Below are 17,282 nucleotides of genomic sequence, written 5' to 3' on the forward strand. Positions count from 1 at the left end.
GGGGTTTGAAGCCCAATGGAGCGGAAATGTACGCTAAGAACCTAACTGCATGATTTTAGGTCTATGAAGTCGTGGCGTTGTTCGTCAGGTTTACGTTGATTTGATTACCGGGTTTATTAACACTGAAAGTACCTGAAACCGCATGGCTACTGGCATCAACGAAAAGAGTAAACAAAATCCTCGTTTTCTTTACTCGTCTGACCGCTCAAAAAATGTACTTCGCGTACGTTCTCGTCCGGTTGGCCTTCAACCCCCGCTAACGGCCAGTACCATTTCAACTGAGGTTGGTGACGGGAAGCAGTACGGTAGTAGTCGTGATTTTACTGCGGCAACAGGGCTGGTACCCGTCAGTACAGCACTGGTGGCCGGACAACATTGCTGGGCATCAGCAAACGAGGTAACAAAAAGATTCGAACATTGCTTTTAGTCAAAAAAATGCAGACTCAGCTGCATTTTGCGCATGCGCAAAACATTTAGTTCCTGTGCTGATATCGCGTACCTGGATTATCCGTTCCCCTTAATTGCCGTGAGTAGAAGTTATCGAGGTTGTTAACCGCCTTTCGCGGATCTAAATCAGGTACATTATTCCAGTCAACGGAATGGCTAACGCCAGCCACATCATCATCATTGAGGTTTTTTTTAGCATTAGTTTCAGCAATATCCCGCCTGAACTCCCGCCAGATATGCTTCATGTCATCAATAAAGTTTCTGGTCCAGTTTTTCATTGCGACCTCCCGTACACAATGGTTTGTCTCTCAGATTTTAATTCTCCAATCATAAAATATCCCTACACTTCGTATATCACTTAACTGTTACATACCTGATGGTGGCATTCAGCGCTTATAGAGCCTAATCCAATCGATGGTCTCGATAAACTGGTCGTTATCCAGTTCCGCGCAGTTCGCAAAAATTGCTTCAGCTACGCGTCCCTGACACTTTTCAGCTGTTCAGCCGATACCTGCTACGCAACCCATACCTTGCTGGCCGTTGTCGGTAAGCACCTGTCGTCCCGTTGATGTGACAAACTGTTGAGCCTTGATTTCCTTCGTTGTATCCCTGTATTAACGCCTGGCGGTTGTCTCAATATACCAGGTCATATCCCGTGCAGCCAGCAGAGCTGGACCGCAACTGCGATATCGCAAGGGCGTTAACTTAAAAGCGATAGCCTCTGACGCAAAATCATTCCGTTACGCCTCGCGATCGGTTAAATAATACGTTTAACGTAAAAAAACTCCGGTCTCCAAACTGCCCCCTGTATCTTCAGATAAATTTAAGTCCCATAACGGGACAAAAAACTTGAAGTAGTCCTAAAATGGGACTATCATCATGACATGAAGATAATCGCTATCAAGACACTGAGGGATTTCTGGACGGCGAATCCCGATGCAGAGCAGCCGCTAAAAGCCTGGGTAGATGAGGCCAGTAAAGCTGAATGGAAAACTCCGGCAGAAATCAAAGAACAATACCGCAGTGCCAGTATTCTTAAAAACAGGCGAGTGGTTTTTAATATTAAGGGAAATGACTATCGATTAATTGTTGCGATTGCATACCAGCGAGGATGGATGTTTATCAAATTCATTGGTACGCATAAAGAATATGACAAAATAGATGCTGAAACTGTCAGCCTGGAGTAAACCCTATGCAGATTAAACCAATTAAAACTGAACAGGACTATGAAGATGCGTTACGCGCTGTAGAGCCTATGTTTGATGACGAGCCTCCTGCTGATACCCCGGAGGGAGACTTTTTCGAAATCATGTGTGTGCTGATTAATGAATACGAAAACAAACACTTTCCTATCGAAGCCCCGGACCCGATTGAAGCTATTAAATTCAGGATGGAACAGCAGGGGCTGACGGTAAAAGATCTTGAGCCGGCAATTGGAAAATCTAACCGGGTCTATGAAGTGCTTAACCGCAAACGTAATCTGACGCTGCCCATGATCAGGAAATTACATTCAATGTTTGGCATACCTTTAAAAAGCCTCGTTGGAGGATAAGCCGAGTTGAAATTTACGAGCTTAATACCCGCAGGGTATGCAACCGGGGATAATAAATAATGAAACGGAAGTTCTGCTCACTGGTCCTGTTCGTTGTGGCGTTTTCGGCCAGTGCAGATATCAGCGGCCGGATTGTGCGCGTGCTGGACGGGGATACCGTTGAGATACTTGATCCAGGAAACCGACTGACGCGCGTTCGCCTGGCTGGCATCGATGCGCCGGAAAAGAGCCAGCCCTATGGTCAGCGTTCACGTCAGGAACTCTCATCGATGGTGGCTCAGCGGCCCGTAACCGTCACGGGAAGTGAAATGGATCGCTATGGACGCCTGCTGGGTACCATATGGCTTGGTATGACGGATGTAAATGCCGCACAGGTACGCAAAGGCCTGGCCTGGGCATACCGGTACCACGGAAAACCCGTCCGGCCAGACTACGCTGTTCTGGAGGCCGAAGCCCGCCGTCAGTCAGTCGGACTCTGGTCAGAACCGGGTCAGACAGAGCCCTGGCGCTGGCGTAGTCTGCATCAGGATGGGCTAAAAAAGAATAATGATTAAGGAGATTTCTGAATGACATTAAAATTGACAGAAAGCAAGCTGGAAAACCTTGTAGATACTTTAAATGCCATTATATGCGGTGAAGTAAATATTACACGTGAGCAGCGTGAAAATATGGTCAGGACGGTTGCAATTCTGGGAGGGTTAACGGAGCGGCAGCGCCTAATCACTGCGGAAAAAGAAGCTAAAAAGCAGGTAAAAGAAGAAAAGGAAAAAAAACACGCCTTCCGGATGAAGTATTTCCGCGATCAGGAAAACCGTGGGCACCGGAGGACCTGGACCTTATTCATTCGATTATTGCTGATATTCCGGATGATAGAATCGACGATCATATACTCTGGCTGTCGAAGAAACTGCAGCGCACCCCTTATGCCATCACCCTCAAAATTGTCAATGAAGGCCGTATGAACGAGGAATGGGCTAAAGGGTGGAAGCCTGCCGCAAAATCTATTCGTGAAGATTTCGCTCTGGTCAGGGAAAAAATTTCAGCAAATAATACAGATAATTCATGAGCGATCGCCACATATATAAAAGGGTCGATAAATTGGCCCAGATTTTGGGCGCTAATATGAATTTTTATTAGGAATTTTCCTACTCCGCTAAATATAATATTCATGCAGCCGATAATAAGAGTGTAAGAAAGGGGGCGGTGTGAACGATTTTCATAATTTAAGTATTTGTATTCAGAATAAGGATGTGGCAGGCGCAATGCGCGTGCTGCGTGATAAATCAGAATTTGCAGTGCGCAAGATTCTGGAGAAACTAAAGATCAGGGTCACTACGCAAACCGGCAGGGCATTCTGGCATTATGTTCAGGGCTGGCTGTTAACCGTGTGTCGCCAGGGGAATCTACAGCATGAATCATTCAGTACCCGACGTTCTTCCCAGTATCCGGGACGCCAGCCAGCTCAGTCCCGCAGCTCTCGATATGGTCAAACTTCTCGCACTTCTGGCCATGATTATCGACCACATCAATACGGTGTTTCTGTCGCCAGCATTGCCGGTGATGTATGCGCTTGGCCGGATGGCCTTCCCCCTGTTCACGCTTATATGGGCGATGAACGTACAGCGTACCCCGGAACGACTGCAGAAGAGAGCCAATCGTCTGTGGATCTGGGCAGTCATCACGCAGCCGGTGTTCAGCCTGGCCTTCTGGCATCACCAGCCCTGGTGGGCCCTGAACATTCTGTTCGTGTTTGCCGGCGTCACGCAGCTGATTGCCCTGCAGTACCAGCACGGCCTGAAAGGAATGTTTGTGGGATATCTGCTCCTGGCCATCATGATTTGGCCATTGCAGCCGGCAAGCTACGGGCTGGCAGGAATAACGCTGGCCATCAGTATGGCAACCGTTTCTGGCAACGAAAAACCCGAAGTGCAGCGTCTGGCGGCCATCACTGCCGTGCTGTCACTGATTTGTTTAAACGGGTTATCGCATCTCCTGGATATGCCCGCAGAAACATTATTACTGGCCACGCTGCCTACTCTGGCATTCCCCCTGGCAGTGGTTTCATTCTGCAGGCAAATCTGTCCGGAGGGCCGCAGGCGTTTCATGCCGCGTAATTTCTTTTATTATGCTTACGCCGGTCACCTGGGGATTATTGGTCTGGTACAGTATACTTTCGCCTGATTAGGGAGGACGTGATGGCTATCAGTGAGAAAGAGCTGCTTGAGGCAGGTTTTAGCAAGAACGAAGTGGACAATTTACAGGGCCGGCTTGCAGCAGGCGGAGGCACCATGCAGCATCTCATCGATGCGCTCTCACGGCGCTTCCGGGTGTCGGTATGGATCACTGTCGCGCTGGTTCTGGTTATGCTGGTCACCCTCATTGCCGGCAGCCGGACACACATTCTTTCCGGGGGCATGAGTTCCCTTGTAGGGGTCGGTTCCGGCTGAGGGCGAAATGACACCCTAAGCTTTCGGTTCCTTGGGCCAAAGATATTCGCCAGTCAGTAGAATGTGCGCCCAGCCCAATGGGGATATGTGGGGAAGAAATTCAGGGGGAACATCCAACCCTTCGTTCCGCCGCTCCGTGACGGCATGACCAAGATGGACGGTATTCCAGTAAATGATCACCGCAGTCAATAAATTGAGCCCAGCGATTCGGTAGTGCTGCCCCTCTGTCGTGCGATCGCGAATTTCCCCCTGCCTCCCGATACGGAGCGCATTTTTGAGCGCATGGTGGGCCTCTCCCTTGTTAAGACCGATCTGAGCACGCCGCTGCATGTCCGTATCCAGGATCCACTCAATAATGAAAAGGGTCCGTTCAATACGACCAACTTCACGAAGCGCAACTGCAAGGTTGTTTTGTCGTGGGTAAGAAGCGAGCTTGCGCAGGAGTTGGCTGGGCCTGATTTTGCCAGCGGTCATCGTCGCGGCACAACGGAAAATATCAGGCCAGTTCGCAACGATAAGATCCTCCCGGGCTTTTCCACCTACCAACTTGCGTAACTCCCTGGGGGTCGTATCGGGATTAAATACGTACAACCGCTTCGATGGCAGATCCCTGATTCGCAGAACGAGATTGTAGCCGAGCAGGCTACTGGCTCCGAACAAATGGTCGGTGAATCCTGCTGTATCGGCATACTGTTCGCGAACATGGCGACCGACCTCGTTCATCAGTAGTCCATCGAGAATATACGGTGCCTCGCTCACGGTCGCCGGGATCGACTGACAAGCGAATGGCGCGAACTGGTCGCTTACGTGAGTATACGCTTTGAGGCCGGGAACAGAACCATATTTGGCATTGACCATGTTCATGGCTTCGCCATGCCGCGCTGTCGGGAAAAACTGACCATCGCTCGATGCTGACGTGCCCATCCCCCAGACGCGTGACATCGGCAGTTTACCCTGCGCGGCCACCACAATTGCCAATGCCTGGTTCATGGCTTCGCTTTCAACATGCCAGCGGGCAAGGCGTGAGAGCTGCCAGTAATCATGCGTGTTTGTAGCTTCCGCCATCTTACGCAGGCCCAGATTGAGCCCTTCAGCGAGCAGGACGTTGAGCAGACCGATCCGGTCGCGACATGGAGCCCCGGTTCTCAGATGGGTAAACGCATCTGTGAAACCAAGGGCTGCATCAACTTCAAGCAGCATGTCGGTAATCCGAACGGACGGCATTCGGCGATACAGATCCAGTATGAGTGCCTCGGCACCATCCGGCACGTCTGCTGTCAACCTGTCGATCCGCAACGTTCCATCTTCTATGCTACCGTGCGGAATAGTGCCGTTACGGGCAGCCCGGGCCAGCCGCTTAAGAGCGATCGTGAGTCGCGCCTTTCTGTCTGCCAGCCAATCCTGTGGGTTGGAAGGCACGGCCAGTTTTGCATTTTCCTGCGCCGCGATCATCGGCACCAGTACCTGCTTGAGGTCACCATAGCGGCGCGAATGAGCGAGCCAGACATCTCCGGAACGAAAAGCATCCCGGAGGTGAAAGAGTACCGCCACTTCCCAAAGACGGGTATCTCCTTTTTCCTGAGCTCGTAAATGACGGTTCCATTTGGAGCTGGGCCGCAGGAAACGCCTTTCTGGCGATGCAACACCTTTCATCTCTCCGATCGACAAAGCTGCTGCTACCAATGGTCCGGCGACCGGCGCGGCTTCGAGCTTCAGACAGCGCAACATGCGGGGCGCATAACGACGAAAGCGATGGTATCCCTGCCCGACATATGCAAGAGGCTCATCGGCTAGCGTGTTGCTGAGTTGAGTCCCTGTCGCTACCAGTTGAGCGAGCCGGTCCCATGCAACCGAACTGGCGACAGCCATCTCCAGCGGGGTTCCGTCACTGCGGGCCTCAAGCAACGAAGCTCCCAGCGCGGTGAAGGTACGGATCGTATCCGTGAGTGTGGCTTTAGAGCCGGAAATTGTTTCGTCATGCTGGCGCTTCGCTTCCCGCCAGGTTTTTCCTACGATCCTGTCATGGGTTTCGACTATGGCATCAGCAATCGCCGCTTCCCACTCCACAACACAGACGGCAAGGATCGCCCAGCGGCGGTCCGAAGTGATGTCACGCAAACCGTCGGTGAAGTAGCGTTCACCCTGCCGACGCAGCCGGGCAATGCGATGGGCAGGTATGCTGGCCAAAGCACTATGATTGATATTCAGGGTACGCAGAAATTCGAGCCTGTCGAGCAAACGGTTAGCAGCAGCCGAGTTGTTACCAACCTCGAAGTTGCGAAGCCAGATGAAACGACTGATATTGCCGGCGAGCATTTCACTCAGAAGTTTGTCCAGGTGATCGCGAACATCCGCTGTTAAATTTTCCGCAATCCGCGTTTCAATCCGCCGCTCAGCGGCGACCAGAGCATCCGCGCACAAGCGCTCGATTGTCGATACTGCGGGCAGAATGGTGGAAGTTTCCCGACACCGCACAATAAAACGATGAGCAAGATCCTCGTTTGATCTGGCATCTTCGGCCTGGCCGAAAGTCCACTCCCGCAGATCACGGGCACCACGGCCCGTGAAGGTCTTGTAGCCGTAAATTTCGCGCAGCGTGTCCATGTGCTGCTGACGGGTTTGGCGCCGTGTGGCATAAGTGAGAAGCGCATCAGCCGGAACTCCAAGCTGAGCACCGACGAAGGAAAGGACTTCACGCGGGATCATCTCACCAGGAGCCAGTGCACGGCCCGGATATCGTAAGGCACAAAGTTGCAGGGCAAAGCCAATCCTGTTTTCCGGTCTGCGGCGCTGCCTAATGTTTTCCAGGTCATCATCGCCCAGCGTGTAGAACTTCAGTAGCGACAGTTCGTCCGTGGGCAGATCGAACAGCGCTGCTCGCTGCCGTTCGGTGAAAATATGGCGTCGTGACATACAAATTCGTCCCTTTTGAAGTATAGTCTGTTTTGGACAACAGCCAGCCCATATAAATCAGGGCGTTCCGATACAAAAATCCAGGAGGGTTCAATTGGGACATCGTGCCGCCATTTACTGCCGGGTTTCAACAGCGGATCAGTCTTGTGAACGCCAGGAATTTGATCTGCGAGCCTTCGCCGGCCGTGCCGGCTACGACGTGGTGGGAATATTTAAGGAAACAGGTTCAGGAACTAAACTCGACCGGGCCGAGCGAAAGAAAGTCCTGGCGCTTGCCCAGTCCAGACAAATTGATGCAATCCTGGTCACTGAGCTTTCCCGGTGGGGGCGCTCGACGCTCGATCTGCTCAATACGCTACGTGAACTGGAGAACTGGAAGGTTTCCGTGATAGCCATGAATGGAATGGCGTTCGATCTTTCGTCGCCGTATGGACGAATGCTGGCGACGTTTCTTTCCGGCATTGCGGAGTTTGAGCGGGATCTCATCAGCGAGCGGGTCAAGTCAGGCCTTGCTGTTGCGAAGGCACGTGGTAAGAGGCTTGGTCGTCAGGCCGGAGTGCGACCAAAATCAGACCGACTTTTGCCTAAGGTGGTTGCGATGAGGGCCGAGGGACGCAGCTATCGCTGGATCGCACGCGAGCTCGGTATCAGCAAGAATACCGTCGCTGACATCGTGCAACGACACAGAGCTAACGCTTAGGGTGTCATTTCGCCCTCAGCCGGAACCGACCCCTTGTAAAGGAATGGCAACAAAAGTGATCTGCAGCAGAAAATGAAAGCGGGAGAGCAGATCGGAATTGAAGGAACTTTATGCCATCAATCTACTTGGTGTTGCGTTCCATTGTCCCTCCCCCCATGACGACTGAAGTGGCTGCAAACGCAGTACCTAACAATCTCAATAGGGGTCGTCTCAGAAAACGGAATCTATGGTCACTCCCGTTTTTGCAACACCGATTTTGACGACAAGTTGGCTTGCTTGAATCTATCCGGCGTCTGAATGGGATTTTATTCCCGCGCCTTGATGAGTTCCGCGCCTGATGAACCTCCAGAAAATATACGGCTTCAATGAGCCTTTCCGTTTTACAGGTTCCTCAACAGGCCGGTGGGCCGTTAGTATCATCAATATCAGTATTCGCAAAACCAGATCAGTAATTCTTTAAACCGGTGTATTTCTGCCGTTATGCTACATAAGTTTGCTGTCGTGCCGTTAGGGCCCAGGCTATTCTGGCCAGCTTGTTTGCCAGAGCACAAGTGACGACAAAGTTGCTTTTCCGGCACAGTAAATCCCTGACCCAATCGGCCAATTTGCCAGACTGGTGTTCCAGTTTTTGTATGAATACCCTGGCACATTGAACCAACAAAGTTCGGATCTTTTTATTACCTCGCTTACTAATTCCCAGCAATGTCGTCCTACCTCCCGTGCTGTACTGCCGAGGTACAAGCCCTGTTGCCGCCGCAAAGTCACGGCTGCTGGCGTACTGCTTCCCGTCGCCAATCTCAGTTGAAATAGTACTCGCTGTCAGTGTTCCGACGCAGGGAATGCTCAGCAAGCGCTGTCCAACCTCATCTTCGTCCAACTTTCGTTTCAACTGGGATTCCAAATCTTTAATCTGCTCAACAAGATAGTGATAATGCTGTTGTAATTTCAGCAATAACTGGCTGAGGTAAAGAGGCAAACTATTATCCTCAAGAATGGTACTCAGTCGGCTAATAACGGCAGCTCCTCGGGGAACGCTAATGCCAAATTCCAGCAGAAAAGCATGCATTTGATTGGTTGTTTTTACCTTATCCTGAACCAGGGATTCACGGACACGATGCAGAGCCCGCATTGCCTGCTGAGATTCCGTTCTGGGCTGCACAAAACGCATAGACGGACGCGATGCAGCTTCACAAATAGCTTCGGCGTCGACAAAGTCGTTTTTATTGCTTTTAACGAACGGGCGGACAAATTGTGGTGATATCAGCTTTGGGGAATGCCCCAACTCTTCCAACTTGCGTGCCATAAAGTGAGAACCGCCACAGGCTTCCATTGCGATGGTTGTAGCGGGGCATGTCGCCAAAAATTCGATCAACTTTGGCCGGGTAAATTTTTTACGGTAAACAGCCTTCCCGCGACGATCCTGGCAATGAATATGGAAAGAGTTTTTACCCAGATCGATACCAATGAGCGCAATGTTTTCCATGATAGTTCTCCGAATGAAAGCCTGTCCTCAGCATAGTACCGGGAAGGAGGGAGTGACCATCTCATTAAAAATCGTACGCTAAGCCGGTTGCAGCGGTCGTAGCGGCCTGAACTTGCCCGCGCCGATCTTGGCGCTGCTGCGCCACAGGTAATCGCCGGTCAGGTTGATGTGCTCCCAACCTAGCGGAGACAGGTACTGCAACAGGGTGCCATCGACGGTATGCCCGTTGCCACGCAGCGCGTTCGCCGCTCGCTCCAGATAGACCGTGTTCCACAGCACGATGGCCGCTGTCACCAAGTTGAGGCCGCTGGCCCGGTAGCGTTGCTGCTCGAAACTGCGGTCGCGGATTTCACCCAGGCGGTTGAAGAACACGGCGCGGGCCAGCGCGTTGCGGGCTTCGCCCTTGTTCAGCCCGGCATGCACGCGGCGGCGCAGCTCGACGCTTTGCAGCCAGTCCAGGATGAACAGCGTGCGCTCGATGCGCCCCAGCTCGCGCAGGGCCACGGCCAGGCCGTTCTGGCGTGGGTAGCTGCCGAGTTTCCGGAGCATCAGCGAAGCCGTCACCGTGCCCTGCTTGATCGAGGTGGCCAGCCGTAGGATTTCGTCCCAATGGGCGCGGACGTGCTTGATATTGAGCGTGCCGCCGATCATCGGTTTCAGCCCGTCATAGGTGGCGTCGCCCTTCGGGATGTAGAGCTTGGTGTCGCCCAAGTCGCGGATGCGCGGCGCGAAGCGGAAGCCCAGCAGGTGCATCAGACCAAAGACGTGATCGGTGAAGCCTGCCGTATCGGTGTAGTGCTCCTCGATGCGCAGATCGGATTCGTGGTACAGCAGGCCGTCGAGCACGTAGGTCGAGTCGCGCACGCCGACGTTCACGACCTTGGTGTGGAACGGCGCGTACTGGTCGGAGATGTGGGTGTAGAACGTCCGCCCAGGGCTGCTGCCGTATTTCGGGTTGATGTGGCCCGTGCTCTCGGCCTTGCTGCCGGTACGGAAGTTCTGGCCATCCGACGATGACGTGGTGCCGTCGCCCCAGTGCTCGGCGAAGGGATGCCGGAATTGTGCGTTGACCAGCTCGGCCAGCGCCGTCCCGTAGGTTTCGTCGCGGATGTGCCAGGCTTGCAGCCAGGCCAGCTTGGCATAGGTCGTGCCGGGGCACGACTCGGCCATCTTGGTCAGGCCCAGGTTGATCGCGTCGGCCAGGATCGTGGTCAGCAGCAGGTTCTTGTCCTTGGCCAGGTCGCCCGATTTCAGGTGCGCGAAGTGCCGGGTAAAGCCCGTCCACTCATCCACCTCCAGCAGCAGTTCGGTGATCTTGACGTGCGGCAGGATCATCGCCGTCTGGTCGATCAGCGCTTGCGCGGTGTCGGGCACCGCCGCATCGAGCGGCGTGATCTTCAGGCCGGATTCCGTGATGATGGCGTCTGGCAGCTCGTTGGCCTGCGCCATGCGGTTTGCGGTGGCGAGCTGCGTTTCCAGCAGCGTCAGCCGCTCGTGCAGGTACTGGTCACAGTCGGTGGTCACGGCCAGCGGCAATTCGCTGGTCTGCTTGAGGCTGGCGAACTTCGCGGGCGGCACCAGGTAGTCCTCGAAGTCCTTGAACTGCCGCGAACCCTGCACCCAGATGTCGCCCGAGCGCAGCGAGTTCTTGAGTTCCGACAGTGCGCACAGCTCGTAGTAACGCCGGTCGATACCGGCGTCGGTCATCACCAACTTCTGCCAGCGCGGCTTGATGAAGTTGGTCGGTGCATCGGCGGGCACCTTGCGGGCGTTGTCGCTGTTCATGCCGCGCAGCACCTCGATGGCATCGAGCACGTCCTTGGCGGCAGGCGCGGCCCGCAGCTTGAGCACGTCGAGAAATTCCGGCGCGTAGCGGCGCAGCGTGGCGTAGCTCTCGCCGATGCGGTGCAGGAAATCGAAGTCATCGGGCTGCGCGAGCGTCTGCGCCTCGGTGACGCTCTCGGCGAAAGCGTCCCAGGACATGACAGCCTCAATGGCGGCGAACGGATCGCCGCCATTCTGCTTGGCCTCGATCAGCGCCTGCCCGATGCGGCCGAACAGCCGCACCTTGGCATTGATCGCCTTGCCGGACGCCTGGAATTGCTGCTGATGCTTGTTCTTGGCGGCATTGAACAGCTTGCCCAGGATGCGGTCGTGCAGGTCGATGATTTCGTCGGTGACGGTGGCCATGCCCTCGATTGCCAGCGCCACGAGCGTGGCGTAGCGCCGCTGAGGCTCGAACTTGGCCAGGTCGGCGGGCGTCATCTGGCCACCCTCGCGGGCGATCTTGAGCAGCCGGTTCTGGTGAATAAGCCGATCGATGCCGGAAGGCAGGTCGAGCGCCTGCCAGGCTTTGAGGCGTTCGATGTGTTCGAGCATGTGCCGCGAGTTCGGCTTGGCCGGGGACTGGCGCAGCCAGGCCAGCCAAGTGGTCTTGCCGTTGTCGCGGCGTTTGAGCAGATCGTCGAGGCGGCGGCGATGTGCGTCCGACAGCGGTTCGGCCAAGGAGTCGTAGATGCGCCGGTTGGCGCGGGTGATCGCTTCGGCACAGACGCGCTCGACAACATCCAGCGTCGGCAAGATGATGTGTTGGTGTCGCAGAGCGTCGAGGACGCTGCTGGCCAACACGATGCCCTTGTCGGTCTGCAAGGCCAAGTCGGTCGTGGCATGGACAGCCTGCCGATAGTGCGCCAGGCCGAACGGCTCCATGCCCAGGTACGTCCGCAGTTCGAGCAGGTGTTCGCGCCGGGTTTCCTCCCGCTCGGCATACTGCGGCCAACACGTCGCGTCGAGTCGCAGTTGCCGTCCGATCCATTGCAGCAGAGGAACCGGCACGACGGCATCGGGCAGTAGGCCCTGACCGGGGAAGCGCAGTAAGCACAACTGCACCGCGACACCCAGGCGGTTGGCGTCGCCACGCCGCTGGCGGATCAGTGACAGGTCGGGCTCGCTGAACGTGTAGTGCCGGATGAGTTCGTCTTGGGTATCTGGCAACGCCAACAGACTGTCGCGCTCGGCGGCGGAGAGGATCGAACGGCGGGGCATGCGGTTTCCTTCTTGAAAACGTAGGTTTGTGACAAGCCCGCCAAGGCAACCGGCGCGGCACGGGAATCAAGGCATTGCGATTCTCGAAAATAGTTCTTGAAATTCTATTCTTGATTGCATATCATCTCAACGAGTTTCGATAAGAAAGGATGCGCATGCGACCGTCTGTTGTGCTTGACATGAAGCGAAGCGCAGTGCGTGAAGCGGTAGGCCGCTTTCGCGCCGCGAACCCGCGCGTCTTCGGCTCGGTGCTGCATGGCACCGACCGGGATGGCAGCGACCTCGACCTGTTGGTCGATGCGCTGCCCGGTGCCACGTTGTTGGACTTGGGCGATTTGGAAGAAGAACTGAAATCGCTGCTCGGCGTTGACGTCGATCTGCTGACTCCCGGCGACCTGCCGCCGAAGTTCCGGGCCAAGGTGCTCGCGGAGGCGCAACCGATATGAGCGAGAACCGCCTGCCCGATTACCTCGACCACATTCAGCAGGCCGCAACCGATGCGCGCAGCTTCGTGGAAGGGATGGCCAAGGACGACTTCTTGGCCGACAAGCGCACCCAGCAGGCCGTCATCATGAGCCTGATCGTCATCGGCGAGGCGGCCACAAAGGTGATGGATGGCTACGTCGAGTTCACCCAGGCGCATGCCGACGTGCCGTGGCGCAGCATGCGCAATATGCGTAATCGCATGGCTCACGGCTATTTCGACATCAACCTCGATGTGGTGTGGGAGACGGTACAGGAATGGCTGCCGGCGTTGCTCCAGCAATTGCCCGCCGTGCGTCAGGATGCCGACGATGAAGACCGTAACGACAACTGTGAAAGAGGGATCTCCGATGACTGTTGAATCGAGAATATTTTCTGTAGCCGAGTATGTTCAGCCGTCCGAAGGCGAGCCTATTCGTTCCGTTGTGCTTGAAACCCGAGACTCAATTATCGTGGTTTGGCATGTCCATCCCGGGCAGGAAATTGCGGCTCACATTCATCCTCACGGCCAAGACACGTGGACTGTTTTGTCGGGAATGGCTGATTACTTTCAGGGCAATGGGATTGTTCGTGCCCTCAGGGAAGGTGAGATAGCCGTGGCAAGACCGGGCCAAGTGCACGGGGCGCGAAATACAGGTACCGAGCCATTTGTGTTAGTCTCGGTTGTGGCATCAGCCAATGCCGGTTTCGTATTGGCTGAGCGATAGAGCCCAATCTCTGGAGTTGGTCCAATGAGCGGTCGGGGAGATAGGTAACAGACATGCAGCGGACACGGCTGCTAAACCAGGTCGCAAACCTCCTTGCGTCGCAGCGTGCCGCAAGCGACGCGATCAATCGAATGGGGTCGGCATGAGACTGAACACCATCCAGTTCCCGACCGCGTAGCCGCCTGTCCTGCCGATCAGGTCTTGACCATCGACGCCTGGGATCAGTCCTGAATGTTCTTGGAGACCACTACGTTATGAGCCGCAGCCGCCGCAAAACACCCATCGTCGGGCACACGACCTGCGGCAGCGAGCGCGAGGACAAGAAGCTCTGGCATCAGCGCTGGCGCACCCGTGAGCGCACGGCGCTGACCAGCGCGTCGCCCGAAGCCCTGAGCGCCCATCTGCCCCTGCTGGAAAACCAGGCCAGCAGCGTCTGGTCGATGGGCAAGGATGGCCGCTCCTACTGGCCCGTCAAGCGCCAGGCCGCCACGGCGGATCGCATCGCCAATCACAAGGGACGCAACCCGCAAGAACGCGCCTCCCTGAAAAAGCGCCTGCTGCGCAAGTGGATGAGCAAATGAAGCTCTCCTTCCATCAGCACATTGCGCTGTTCTGGATGATCGGTGCTCCGGGCGTCTTCGCGCCCGTGATCGAGAACGCCAAGCGGCCCGATGCCGGCGCCGTCATGGCGTGGGGTGTCGCGATCGTGGCGGTGATGATCCTCTTCACCCCTTTGCTGCTGCGCTGTCCACCATTCCGGCGCTGGTATGGCCGGACGGATGCGCTGTCGGAGCGGCAGCGCCAGGCGCTTGCCGAGCGCGGCCTGCGCCGCTACTACCAGACCGCTTTCGATGACGGCTACGTGCCCCGCGTGATGCCCTACGTGTGGCGCATCATCTGGACGGTCGGCGGGTTGATGGCTGTGACCGCCGTACTGCCTACCAACACCGGACGGCCAGCCTTCGATGCCTTGGTGGTCTTCTCGACCTGGTATCCGATAGGCGTGATGCTGCTGGTTTTCGCGTCGAGGCCCCTTGGCCGGTTGATTCGCCAAAGAGCACAGGAGCGGCGGAAATGAGCACGTCAACCATCGAGGCGCTGGCCAGCGCCTGGGCAAGGATTGCCGAGGAAGCGGAATTCCCCGCTGACTACGAGGGGACTGCCACACCACAAGCGCATCGGGCTAGCGAAGCTATTCAGGAGCAGATTCGGGAGCGCATCGTCGCCACCAACGACATGCGGCTGTTCAGCCTGCTGCACCTGCTGGGTCAGGCGTCGCTGCGCATGGAGCAAGCGCTGTGGCCGGAGGATTACGAGCGGATGACGCGCGAGGTTGAGGAAGCCCTGCGGCAAGCCACCGACGCCAACGCCAGATCGTACACCCACGAAGAAGTGATGCAGGCGATGCAGGAACGCATCGACCGGGCGCGAGACAAGCCATGTTGATTGGCTATGCGCGCGTCTCGACGCAGGATCAGAACCTGGAGCTGCAACGCGAAGCCTTGAGCAAGGCCGGATGTAAAAAGGTCTTCGAGGACAAGGTGAGTGGCACGCGGGCAGACCGGCCTGGCTTGGCCAAGACGCTCGAAATGCTGCGCGAAGGCGATACTTTGGTCGTCTGGAAGCTCGACCGGCTGGGCCGGTCGGTCAAGCAACTGGTCGATCTGGTCGGCGATCTGCACAAGCACGGTGTCCAGTTCAGGAGCCTCACCGACTCCATCGACACCGGCACACCATCCGGGCGGTTCTTCTTCCACGTCATGGCGAGCCTTGCCGAAATGGAGCGCGAGCTGACCGTCGAGCGCACCCGCGCCGGGCTGGAAGTCGCCAAGCAGCTCGGCCGCAAAGGCGGCCGCAAGCCGAAGATGACCGACAGCAAGATCGAGTCGGCCAAGAAGCTGCTGGCCAGCGGGGTGCCGCCCAAGGACGTGGCCAAGAACCTCGGCGTGTCCATTCCGACGCTGTACCGCTGGGTGCCAGCCTCCACGCACGCTTAGCGTGCTTTATTTTCCGTTTTCTGAGACGACCCCAAAAAGGCCATTGGTGCAGCGGCCGGGGTGTTAACGTTCATCTTCATGCTCCTGTCTGATGAGATTCCGTGCGGCGGCTGCCGCACGGGGTGAGCCGGATTTAAATGTCGATACCTGCGCGCTCGATCAGGCGCACAAACTGTTTGAAGTGGTCAGCTTCAGCCACATGGATATGGCGGAACTGTTTATCGACGCCGCTGCTGAGGGCGTAGAAATAGGTGCAGCGCATTGTTTCGGGGCAACGTCTGCGCAGTTTCTTCAGCTCAGCAAGGCTGCTGAACTCCAGAACGTCCGATTCCTCCTCAGAGTTTTTTTTCGTCTCAGCGACGAGGATCGTGTACGACACGGTTTTTCCCCCCATCTTTCTGGAAGATTCTTGAGCGGCGGTTTTGACGTTGACGTTTCGTGTGTGCATCCTGGTTTTCTCCTGTGGTGATGGTTGTCCATCTCCCTGGTGAGTTCTCTCGCGGCAAAGGGCAAAGGAGCAACGGCAGGGCGGCAGGAGAAGGGCGGAGACGAAAGTTTTGGCGGCACGCAAAAAGTTTTGGCGGAGTGCATTTCACCCTTCGGATGACGAACTGACGGTGCTACAAGCAGCCCTCCGCGTGAGGACACACGGGGGATGGCTTCACCGGGGGGAACAGGATGCACACACCCGACACGTCGGAACGGCGTGGCGCCATTAAAGCGACGGCATCAGCCGGCGCGGTGAAGGCGTTCCGGACGGCACGGCCGGAGAAGCCGCAGCCCTTGACCTTAGCCATCAGACCCTAGCGTCAGCCCGAAACCCGAAGGGGTTCGGCGGAGCCCGGCGGGTGCGCAGCAGCCGCCCTGGCGGAGTGGGGCTCGACGACCGGACAGCAGCGCTGGCCGGGAGCCGAAGGGGGCCATCGCCCTGCCCTGTTTTCGGGTTATGGCCACGGAGCTGCAGCGGAGAAAGATAACCAGCAGGACGACGGATATGACGCCCGGGATGAAGAACACAGGGAAAACCAGGCTGAAGCCAGGTACAGGCAGGTAACTCATGGCGCTCTGACTTCAGCAAAATCAGGCAGGAAGGGCAGGCGTTTTGACAAGACGGAGGGAGCCGAGGGGCAGCGCCGGAGGCGCGTCCCCCTTCCCCCGTTCCCCGCAGGGGAACAGACCTTCCGGGTTGTTCATGCATGCGACTGCACCCTTCGGGATGGAAAAAGGGGCTACCGGTAAACCGGCAACCCCTTCATAAAGGCGCTTCAGGCATGTCCACACAGTCTCAGCCCCTGAATGGCGGGGGTTTCCCCCCGCCGGGGTTAGCTACTTAGCGGATTCGTAAGCCATAAAAGCCGCCACCTCCCTGTCCGTGTCCCTGTACCGGATTTCGCAGAGCGATTTCCGTGTCAGGTAAGTGAATATCAGCAGTGTGAGACACACTATTAATACGCACCAGAGCAGGGTGTTTCGCGGCAGTTTCATGGCCTTCTTCCTGTCAACGCAAA

At 56.1% G+C, this 17,282-nt stretch carries 20 protein-coding genes and 2 pseudogenes; 15 read left to right on the plus strand and 7 right to left on the minus strand.

Going from position 1 to position 17,282, the window contains the following annotated elements; genetic code table 11:
• Window positions 1-253: 253 nt before the first annotated feature.
• A pseudogene (locus tag L463_RS23920) lies at window positions 254-426 on the plus strand (transposase); the annotation flags it as partial.
• Window positions 427-473: 47 nt separating this feature from the next.
• Here the strand turns inward: L463_RS23920 and L463_RS00415 are convergent.
• Together L463_RS00415 and L463_RS24660 are read right to left on the minus strand one after the other, a co-directional pair.
• Window positions 474-725, minus strand: coding sequence for a hypothetical protein (locus L463_RS00415; RefSeq protein WP_032656042.1), 252 nt, complete (start codon window positions 723-725; stop codon window positions 474-476).
• A 108-nt stretch (window positions 726-833) separates the two neighbouring features.
• Window positions 834-1,040: pseudogene (locus L463_RS24660) on the minus strand (hypothetical protein).
• Window positions 1,041-1,331: 291 nt separating this feature from the next.
• Between L463_RS24660 and L463_RS00410 the strand changes: the two are divergent.
• The 6 genes from L463_RS00410 (at window position 1,332) to L463_RS00390 (ending at window position 4,446) form a co-directional block, all read left to right on the plus strand.
• Entirely contained in the window at window positions 1,332-1,634 is a 303-nt protein-coding gene (locus L463_RS00410) for a type II toxin-antitoxin system HigB family toxin (RefSeq protein ID WP_029403837.1), read from the plus strand.
• 5 nt (window positions 1,635-1,639) lie between these two features.
• Window positions 1,640-1,999, plus strand: coding sequence for a helix-turn-helix domain-containing protein (locus tag L463_RS00405; RefSeq protein ID WP_032656046.1), 360 nt, complete (start codon window positions 1,640-1,642; stop codon window positions 1,997-1,999).
• 59 nt (window positions 2,000-2,058) lie between these two features.
• Window positions 2,059-2,553 carry a thermonuclease family protein gene (locus L463_RS00400; RefSeq protein ID WP_032656049.1) on the plus strand — a complete coding sequence of 165 codons (495 nt, stop codon included), beginning with the start codon at window positions 2,059-2,061 and terminating at the stop codon, window positions 2,551-2,553.
• Window positions 2,554-2,565: 12 nt separating this feature from the next.
• Complete coding sequence (locus tag L463_RS0123065; RefSeq protein ID WP_227022494.1) at window positions 2,566-2,961, plus strand: hypothetical protein; 396 nt, start codon at window positions 2,566-2,568, stop codon at window positions 2,959-2,961.
• 448 nt (window positions 2,962-3,409) lie between these two features.
• Window positions 3,410-4,180, plus strand: a complete 771-nt coding sequence (locus L463_RS00395) for a TraX family protein (protein WP_032656053.1) — start codon at window positions 3,410-3,412, stop codon at window positions 4,178-4,180.
• Window positions 4,181-4,194: 14 nt separating this feature from the next.
• Window positions 4,195-4,446 carry a hypothetical protein gene (locus L463_RS00390; protein ID WP_227022493.1) on the plus strand — a complete coding sequence of 84 codons (252 nt, stop codon included), beginning with the start codon at window positions 4,195-4,197 and terminating at the stop codon, window positions 4,444-4,446.
• A gap of 15 nt (window positions 4,447-4,461) precedes the next feature.
• On the opposite strand, the gene L463_RS00385 is transcribed toward L463_RS00390, so the two are convergent.
• The gene (locus L463_RS00385; RefSeq protein ID WP_001553819.1) at window positions 4,462-7,359 is read right to left on the minus strand and encodes a Tn3-like element Tn5403 family transposase; all 2,898 of its coding nucleotides are present in this window, start codon (window positions 7,357-7,359) and stop codon (window positions 4,462-4,464) included.
• Between the two features lie 94 nt (window positions 7,360-7,453).
• Here L463_RS00385 and L463_RS00380 point away from each other — a divergent pair, with 94 nt between their 5' ends.
• A complete protein-coding gene (locus tag L463_RS00380) occupies window positions 7,454-8,059 on the plus strand; it encodes a recombinase family protein (RefSeq protein WP_000509966.1) in 606 nt (201 codons plus the stop codon).
• A 478-nt stretch (window positions 8,060-8,537) separates the two neighbouring features.
• On the opposite strand, the gene L463_RS00375 is transcribed toward L463_RS00380, so the two are convergent.
• Complete coding sequence (locus L463_RS00375; protein ID WP_000427623.1) at window positions 8,538-9,542, minus strand: IS110-like element IS4321 family transposase; 1,005 nt, start codon at window positions 9,540-9,542, stop codon at window positions 8,538-8,540.
• A gap of 78 nt (window positions 9,543-9,620) precedes the next feature.
• A complete protein-coding gene (locus tag L463_RS00370) occupies window positions 9,621-12,587 on the minus strand; it encodes a Tn3 family transposase (protein WP_032673378.1) in 2,967 nt (988 codons plus the stop codon).
• A gap of 155 nt (window positions 12,588-12,742) precedes the next feature.
• On the opposite strand from L463_RS00370, the gene L463_RS00365 reads away from it, so the two are divergent.
• The 7 genes from L463_RS00365 to L463_RS00335 all read left to right on the plus strand — a co-directional run bounded on the left by L463_RS00365 (window position 12,743) and on the right by L463_RS00335 (window position 15,774).
• Window positions 12,743-13,033, plus strand: coding sequence for a nucleotidyltransferase family protein (locus L463_RS00365; RefSeq protein ID WP_001247892.1), 291 nt, complete (start codon window positions 12,743-12,745; stop codon window positions 13,031-13,033).
• A complete protein-coding gene (locus L463_RS00360) occupies window positions 13,030-13,431 on the plus strand; it encodes a HepT-like ribonuclease domain-containing protein (RefSeq protein WP_001293886.1) in 402 nt (133 codons plus the stop codon). The genes L463_RS00365 and L463_RS00360 overlap by 4 nt, the downstream gene beginning before the upstream one ends.
• Window positions 13,421-13,777, plus strand: coding sequence for a cupin domain-containing protein (locus tag L463_RS00355; RefSeq protein WP_000215515.1), 357 nt, complete (start codon window positions 13,421-13,423; stop codon window positions 13,775-13,777). Before L463_RS00360 ends, L463_RS00355 begins: the two co-directional genes overlap by 11 nt.
• A gap of 254 nt (window positions 13,778-14,031) precedes the next feature.
• On the plus strand, window positions 14,032-14,358 hold the full coding sequence (locus L463_RS00350) for a hypothetical protein (RefSeq protein ID WP_003100858.1): 327 nt from the start codon (window positions 14,032-14,034) through the stop codon (window positions 14,356-14,358).
• Window positions 14,355-14,855 (plus strand): hypothetical protein, encoded by a 501-nt coding sequence (locus tag L463_RS00345; RefSeq protein WP_003100856.1) that lies wholly within the window; start codon window positions 14,355-14,357, stop codon window positions 14,853-14,855. Before L463_RS00350 ends, L463_RS00345 begins: the two co-directional genes overlap by 4 nt.
• Entirely contained in the window at window positions 14,852-15,223 is a 372-nt protein-coding gene (locus tag L463_RS00340; protein WP_003100853.1) for a hypothetical protein, read from the plus strand. Before L463_RS00345 ends, L463_RS00340 begins: the two co-directional genes overlap by 4 nt.
• Window positions 15,217-15,774 carry a recombinase family protein gene (locus L463_RS00335; RefSeq protein WP_003100847.1) on the plus strand — a complete coding sequence of 186 codons (558 nt, stop codon included), beginning with the start codon at window positions 15,217-15,219 and terminating at the stop codon, window positions 15,772-15,774. Before L463_RS00340 ends, L463_RS00335 begins: the two co-directional genes overlap by 7 nt.
• Before the next feature lie 133 nt (window positions 15,775-15,907).
• Here the strand turns inward: L463_RS00335 and L463_RS00330 are convergent, their stop codons facing one another.
• Window positions 15,908-16,222: a hypothetical protein gene (locus tag L463_RS00330; RefSeq protein ID WP_023338051.1), complete on the minus strand. Its 315-nt coding sequence runs from the start codon at window positions 16,220-16,222 to the stop codon at window positions 15,908-15,910.
• Window positions 16,223-17,100: 878 nt separating this feature from the next.
• Entirely contained in the window at window positions 17,101-17,259 is a 159-nt protein-coding gene (locus L463_RS24765; protein ID WP_013087178.1) for a type I toxin-antitoxin system Hok/Gef family toxin, read from the minus strand.
• Between the last annotated feature and the right edge of the window lie 23 nt (window positions 17,260-17,282).

It is taken from the genome of Enterobacter sp. BIDMC 27 (assembly GCF_000534415.1).
GTDB lineage: Bacteria > Pseudomonadota > Gammaproteobacteria > Enterobacterales > Enterobacteriaceae > Enterobacter > Enterobacter hormaechei_C.

What these genes read in the sequence shown, in the direction of transcription:
- L463_RS00415 (WP_032656042.1), bottom strand. Translation starts at nt 725, where the DNA reads ATGAAAAACTGGACCAGAAACTTTATTGATGACATGAAGCATATCTGG.
- L463_RS00410 (WP_029403837.1), top strand. Translation starts at nt 1,332, where the DNA reads ATGAAGATAATCGCTATCAAGACACTGAGGGATTTCTGGACGGCGAAT.
- L463_RS00405 (WP_032656046.1), top strand. Translation starts at nt 1,640, where the DNA reads ATGCAGATTAAACCAATTAAAACTGAACAGGACTATGAAGATGCGTTA.
- L463_RS00400 (WP_032656049.1), top strand. Translation starts at nt 2,059, where the DNA reads ATGAAACGGAAGTTCTGCTCACTGGTCCTGTTCGTTGTGGCGTTTTCG.
- L463_RS0123065 (WP_227022494.1), top strand. Translation starts at nt 2,566, where the DNA reads ATGACATTAAAATTGACAGAAAGCAAGCTGGAAAACCTTGTAGATACT.
- L463_RS00395 (WP_032656053.1), top strand. Translation starts at nt 3,410, where the DNA reads ATGAATCATTCAGTACCCGACGTTCTTCCCAGTATCCGGGACGCCAGC.
- L463_RS00390 (WP_227022493.1), top strand. Translation starts at nt 4,195, where the DNA reads ATGGCTATCAGTGAGAAAGAGCTGCTTGAGGCAGGTTTTAGCAAGAAC.
- L463_RS00385 (WP_001553819.1), bottom strand. Translation starts at nt 7,359, where the DNA reads ATGTCACGACGCCATATTTTCACCGAACGGCAGCGAGCAGCGCTGTTC.
- L463_RS00375 (WP_000427623.1), bottom strand. Translation starts at nt 9,542, where the DNA reads ATGGAAAACATTGCGCTCATTGGTATCGATCTGGGTAAAAACTCTTTC.
- L463_RS00370 (WP_032673378.1), bottom strand. Translation starts at nt 12,587, where the DNA reads ATGCCCCGCCGTTCGATCCTCTCCGCCGCCGAGCGCGACAGTCTGTTG.
- L463_RS00365 (WP_001247892.1), top strand. Translation starts at nt 12,743, where the DNA reads ATGCGACCGTCTGTTGTGCTTGACATGAAGCGAAGCGCAGTGCGTGAA.
- L463_RS00360 (WP_001293886.1), top strand. Translation starts at nt 13,030, where the DNA reads ATGAGCGAGAACCGCCTGCCCGATTACCTCGACCACATTCAGCAGGCC.
- L463_RS00355 (WP_000215515.1), top strand. Translation starts at nt 13,421, where the DNA reads ATGACTGTTGAATCGAGAATATTTTCTGTAGCCGAGTATGTTCAGCCG.
- L463_RS00350 (WP_003100858.1), top strand. Translation starts at nt 14,032, where the DNA reads ATGAGCCGCAGCCGCCGCAAAACACCCATCGTCGGGCACACGACCTGC.
- L463_RS00345 (WP_003100856.1), top strand. Translation starts at nt 14,355, where the DNA reads ATGAAGCTCTCCTTCCATCAGCACATTGCGCTGTTCTGGATGATCGGT.
- L463_RS00340 (WP_003100853.1), top strand. Translation starts at nt 14,852, where the DNA reads ATGAGCACGTCAACCATCGAGGCGCTGGCCAGCGCCTGGGCAAGGATT.
- L463_RS00335 (WP_003100847.1), top strand. Translation starts at nt 15,217, where the DNA reads ATGTTGATTGGCTATGCGCGCGTCTCGACGCAGGATCAGAACCTGGAG.
- L463_RS00330 (WP_023338051.1), bottom strand. Translation starts at nt 16,222, where the DNA reads ATGCACACACGAAACGTCAACGTCAAAACCGCCGCTCAAGAATCTTCC.
- L463_RS24765 (WP_013087178.1), bottom strand. Translation starts at nt 17,259, where the DNA reads ATGAAACTGCCGCGAAACACCCTGCTCTGGTGCGTATTAATAGTGTGT.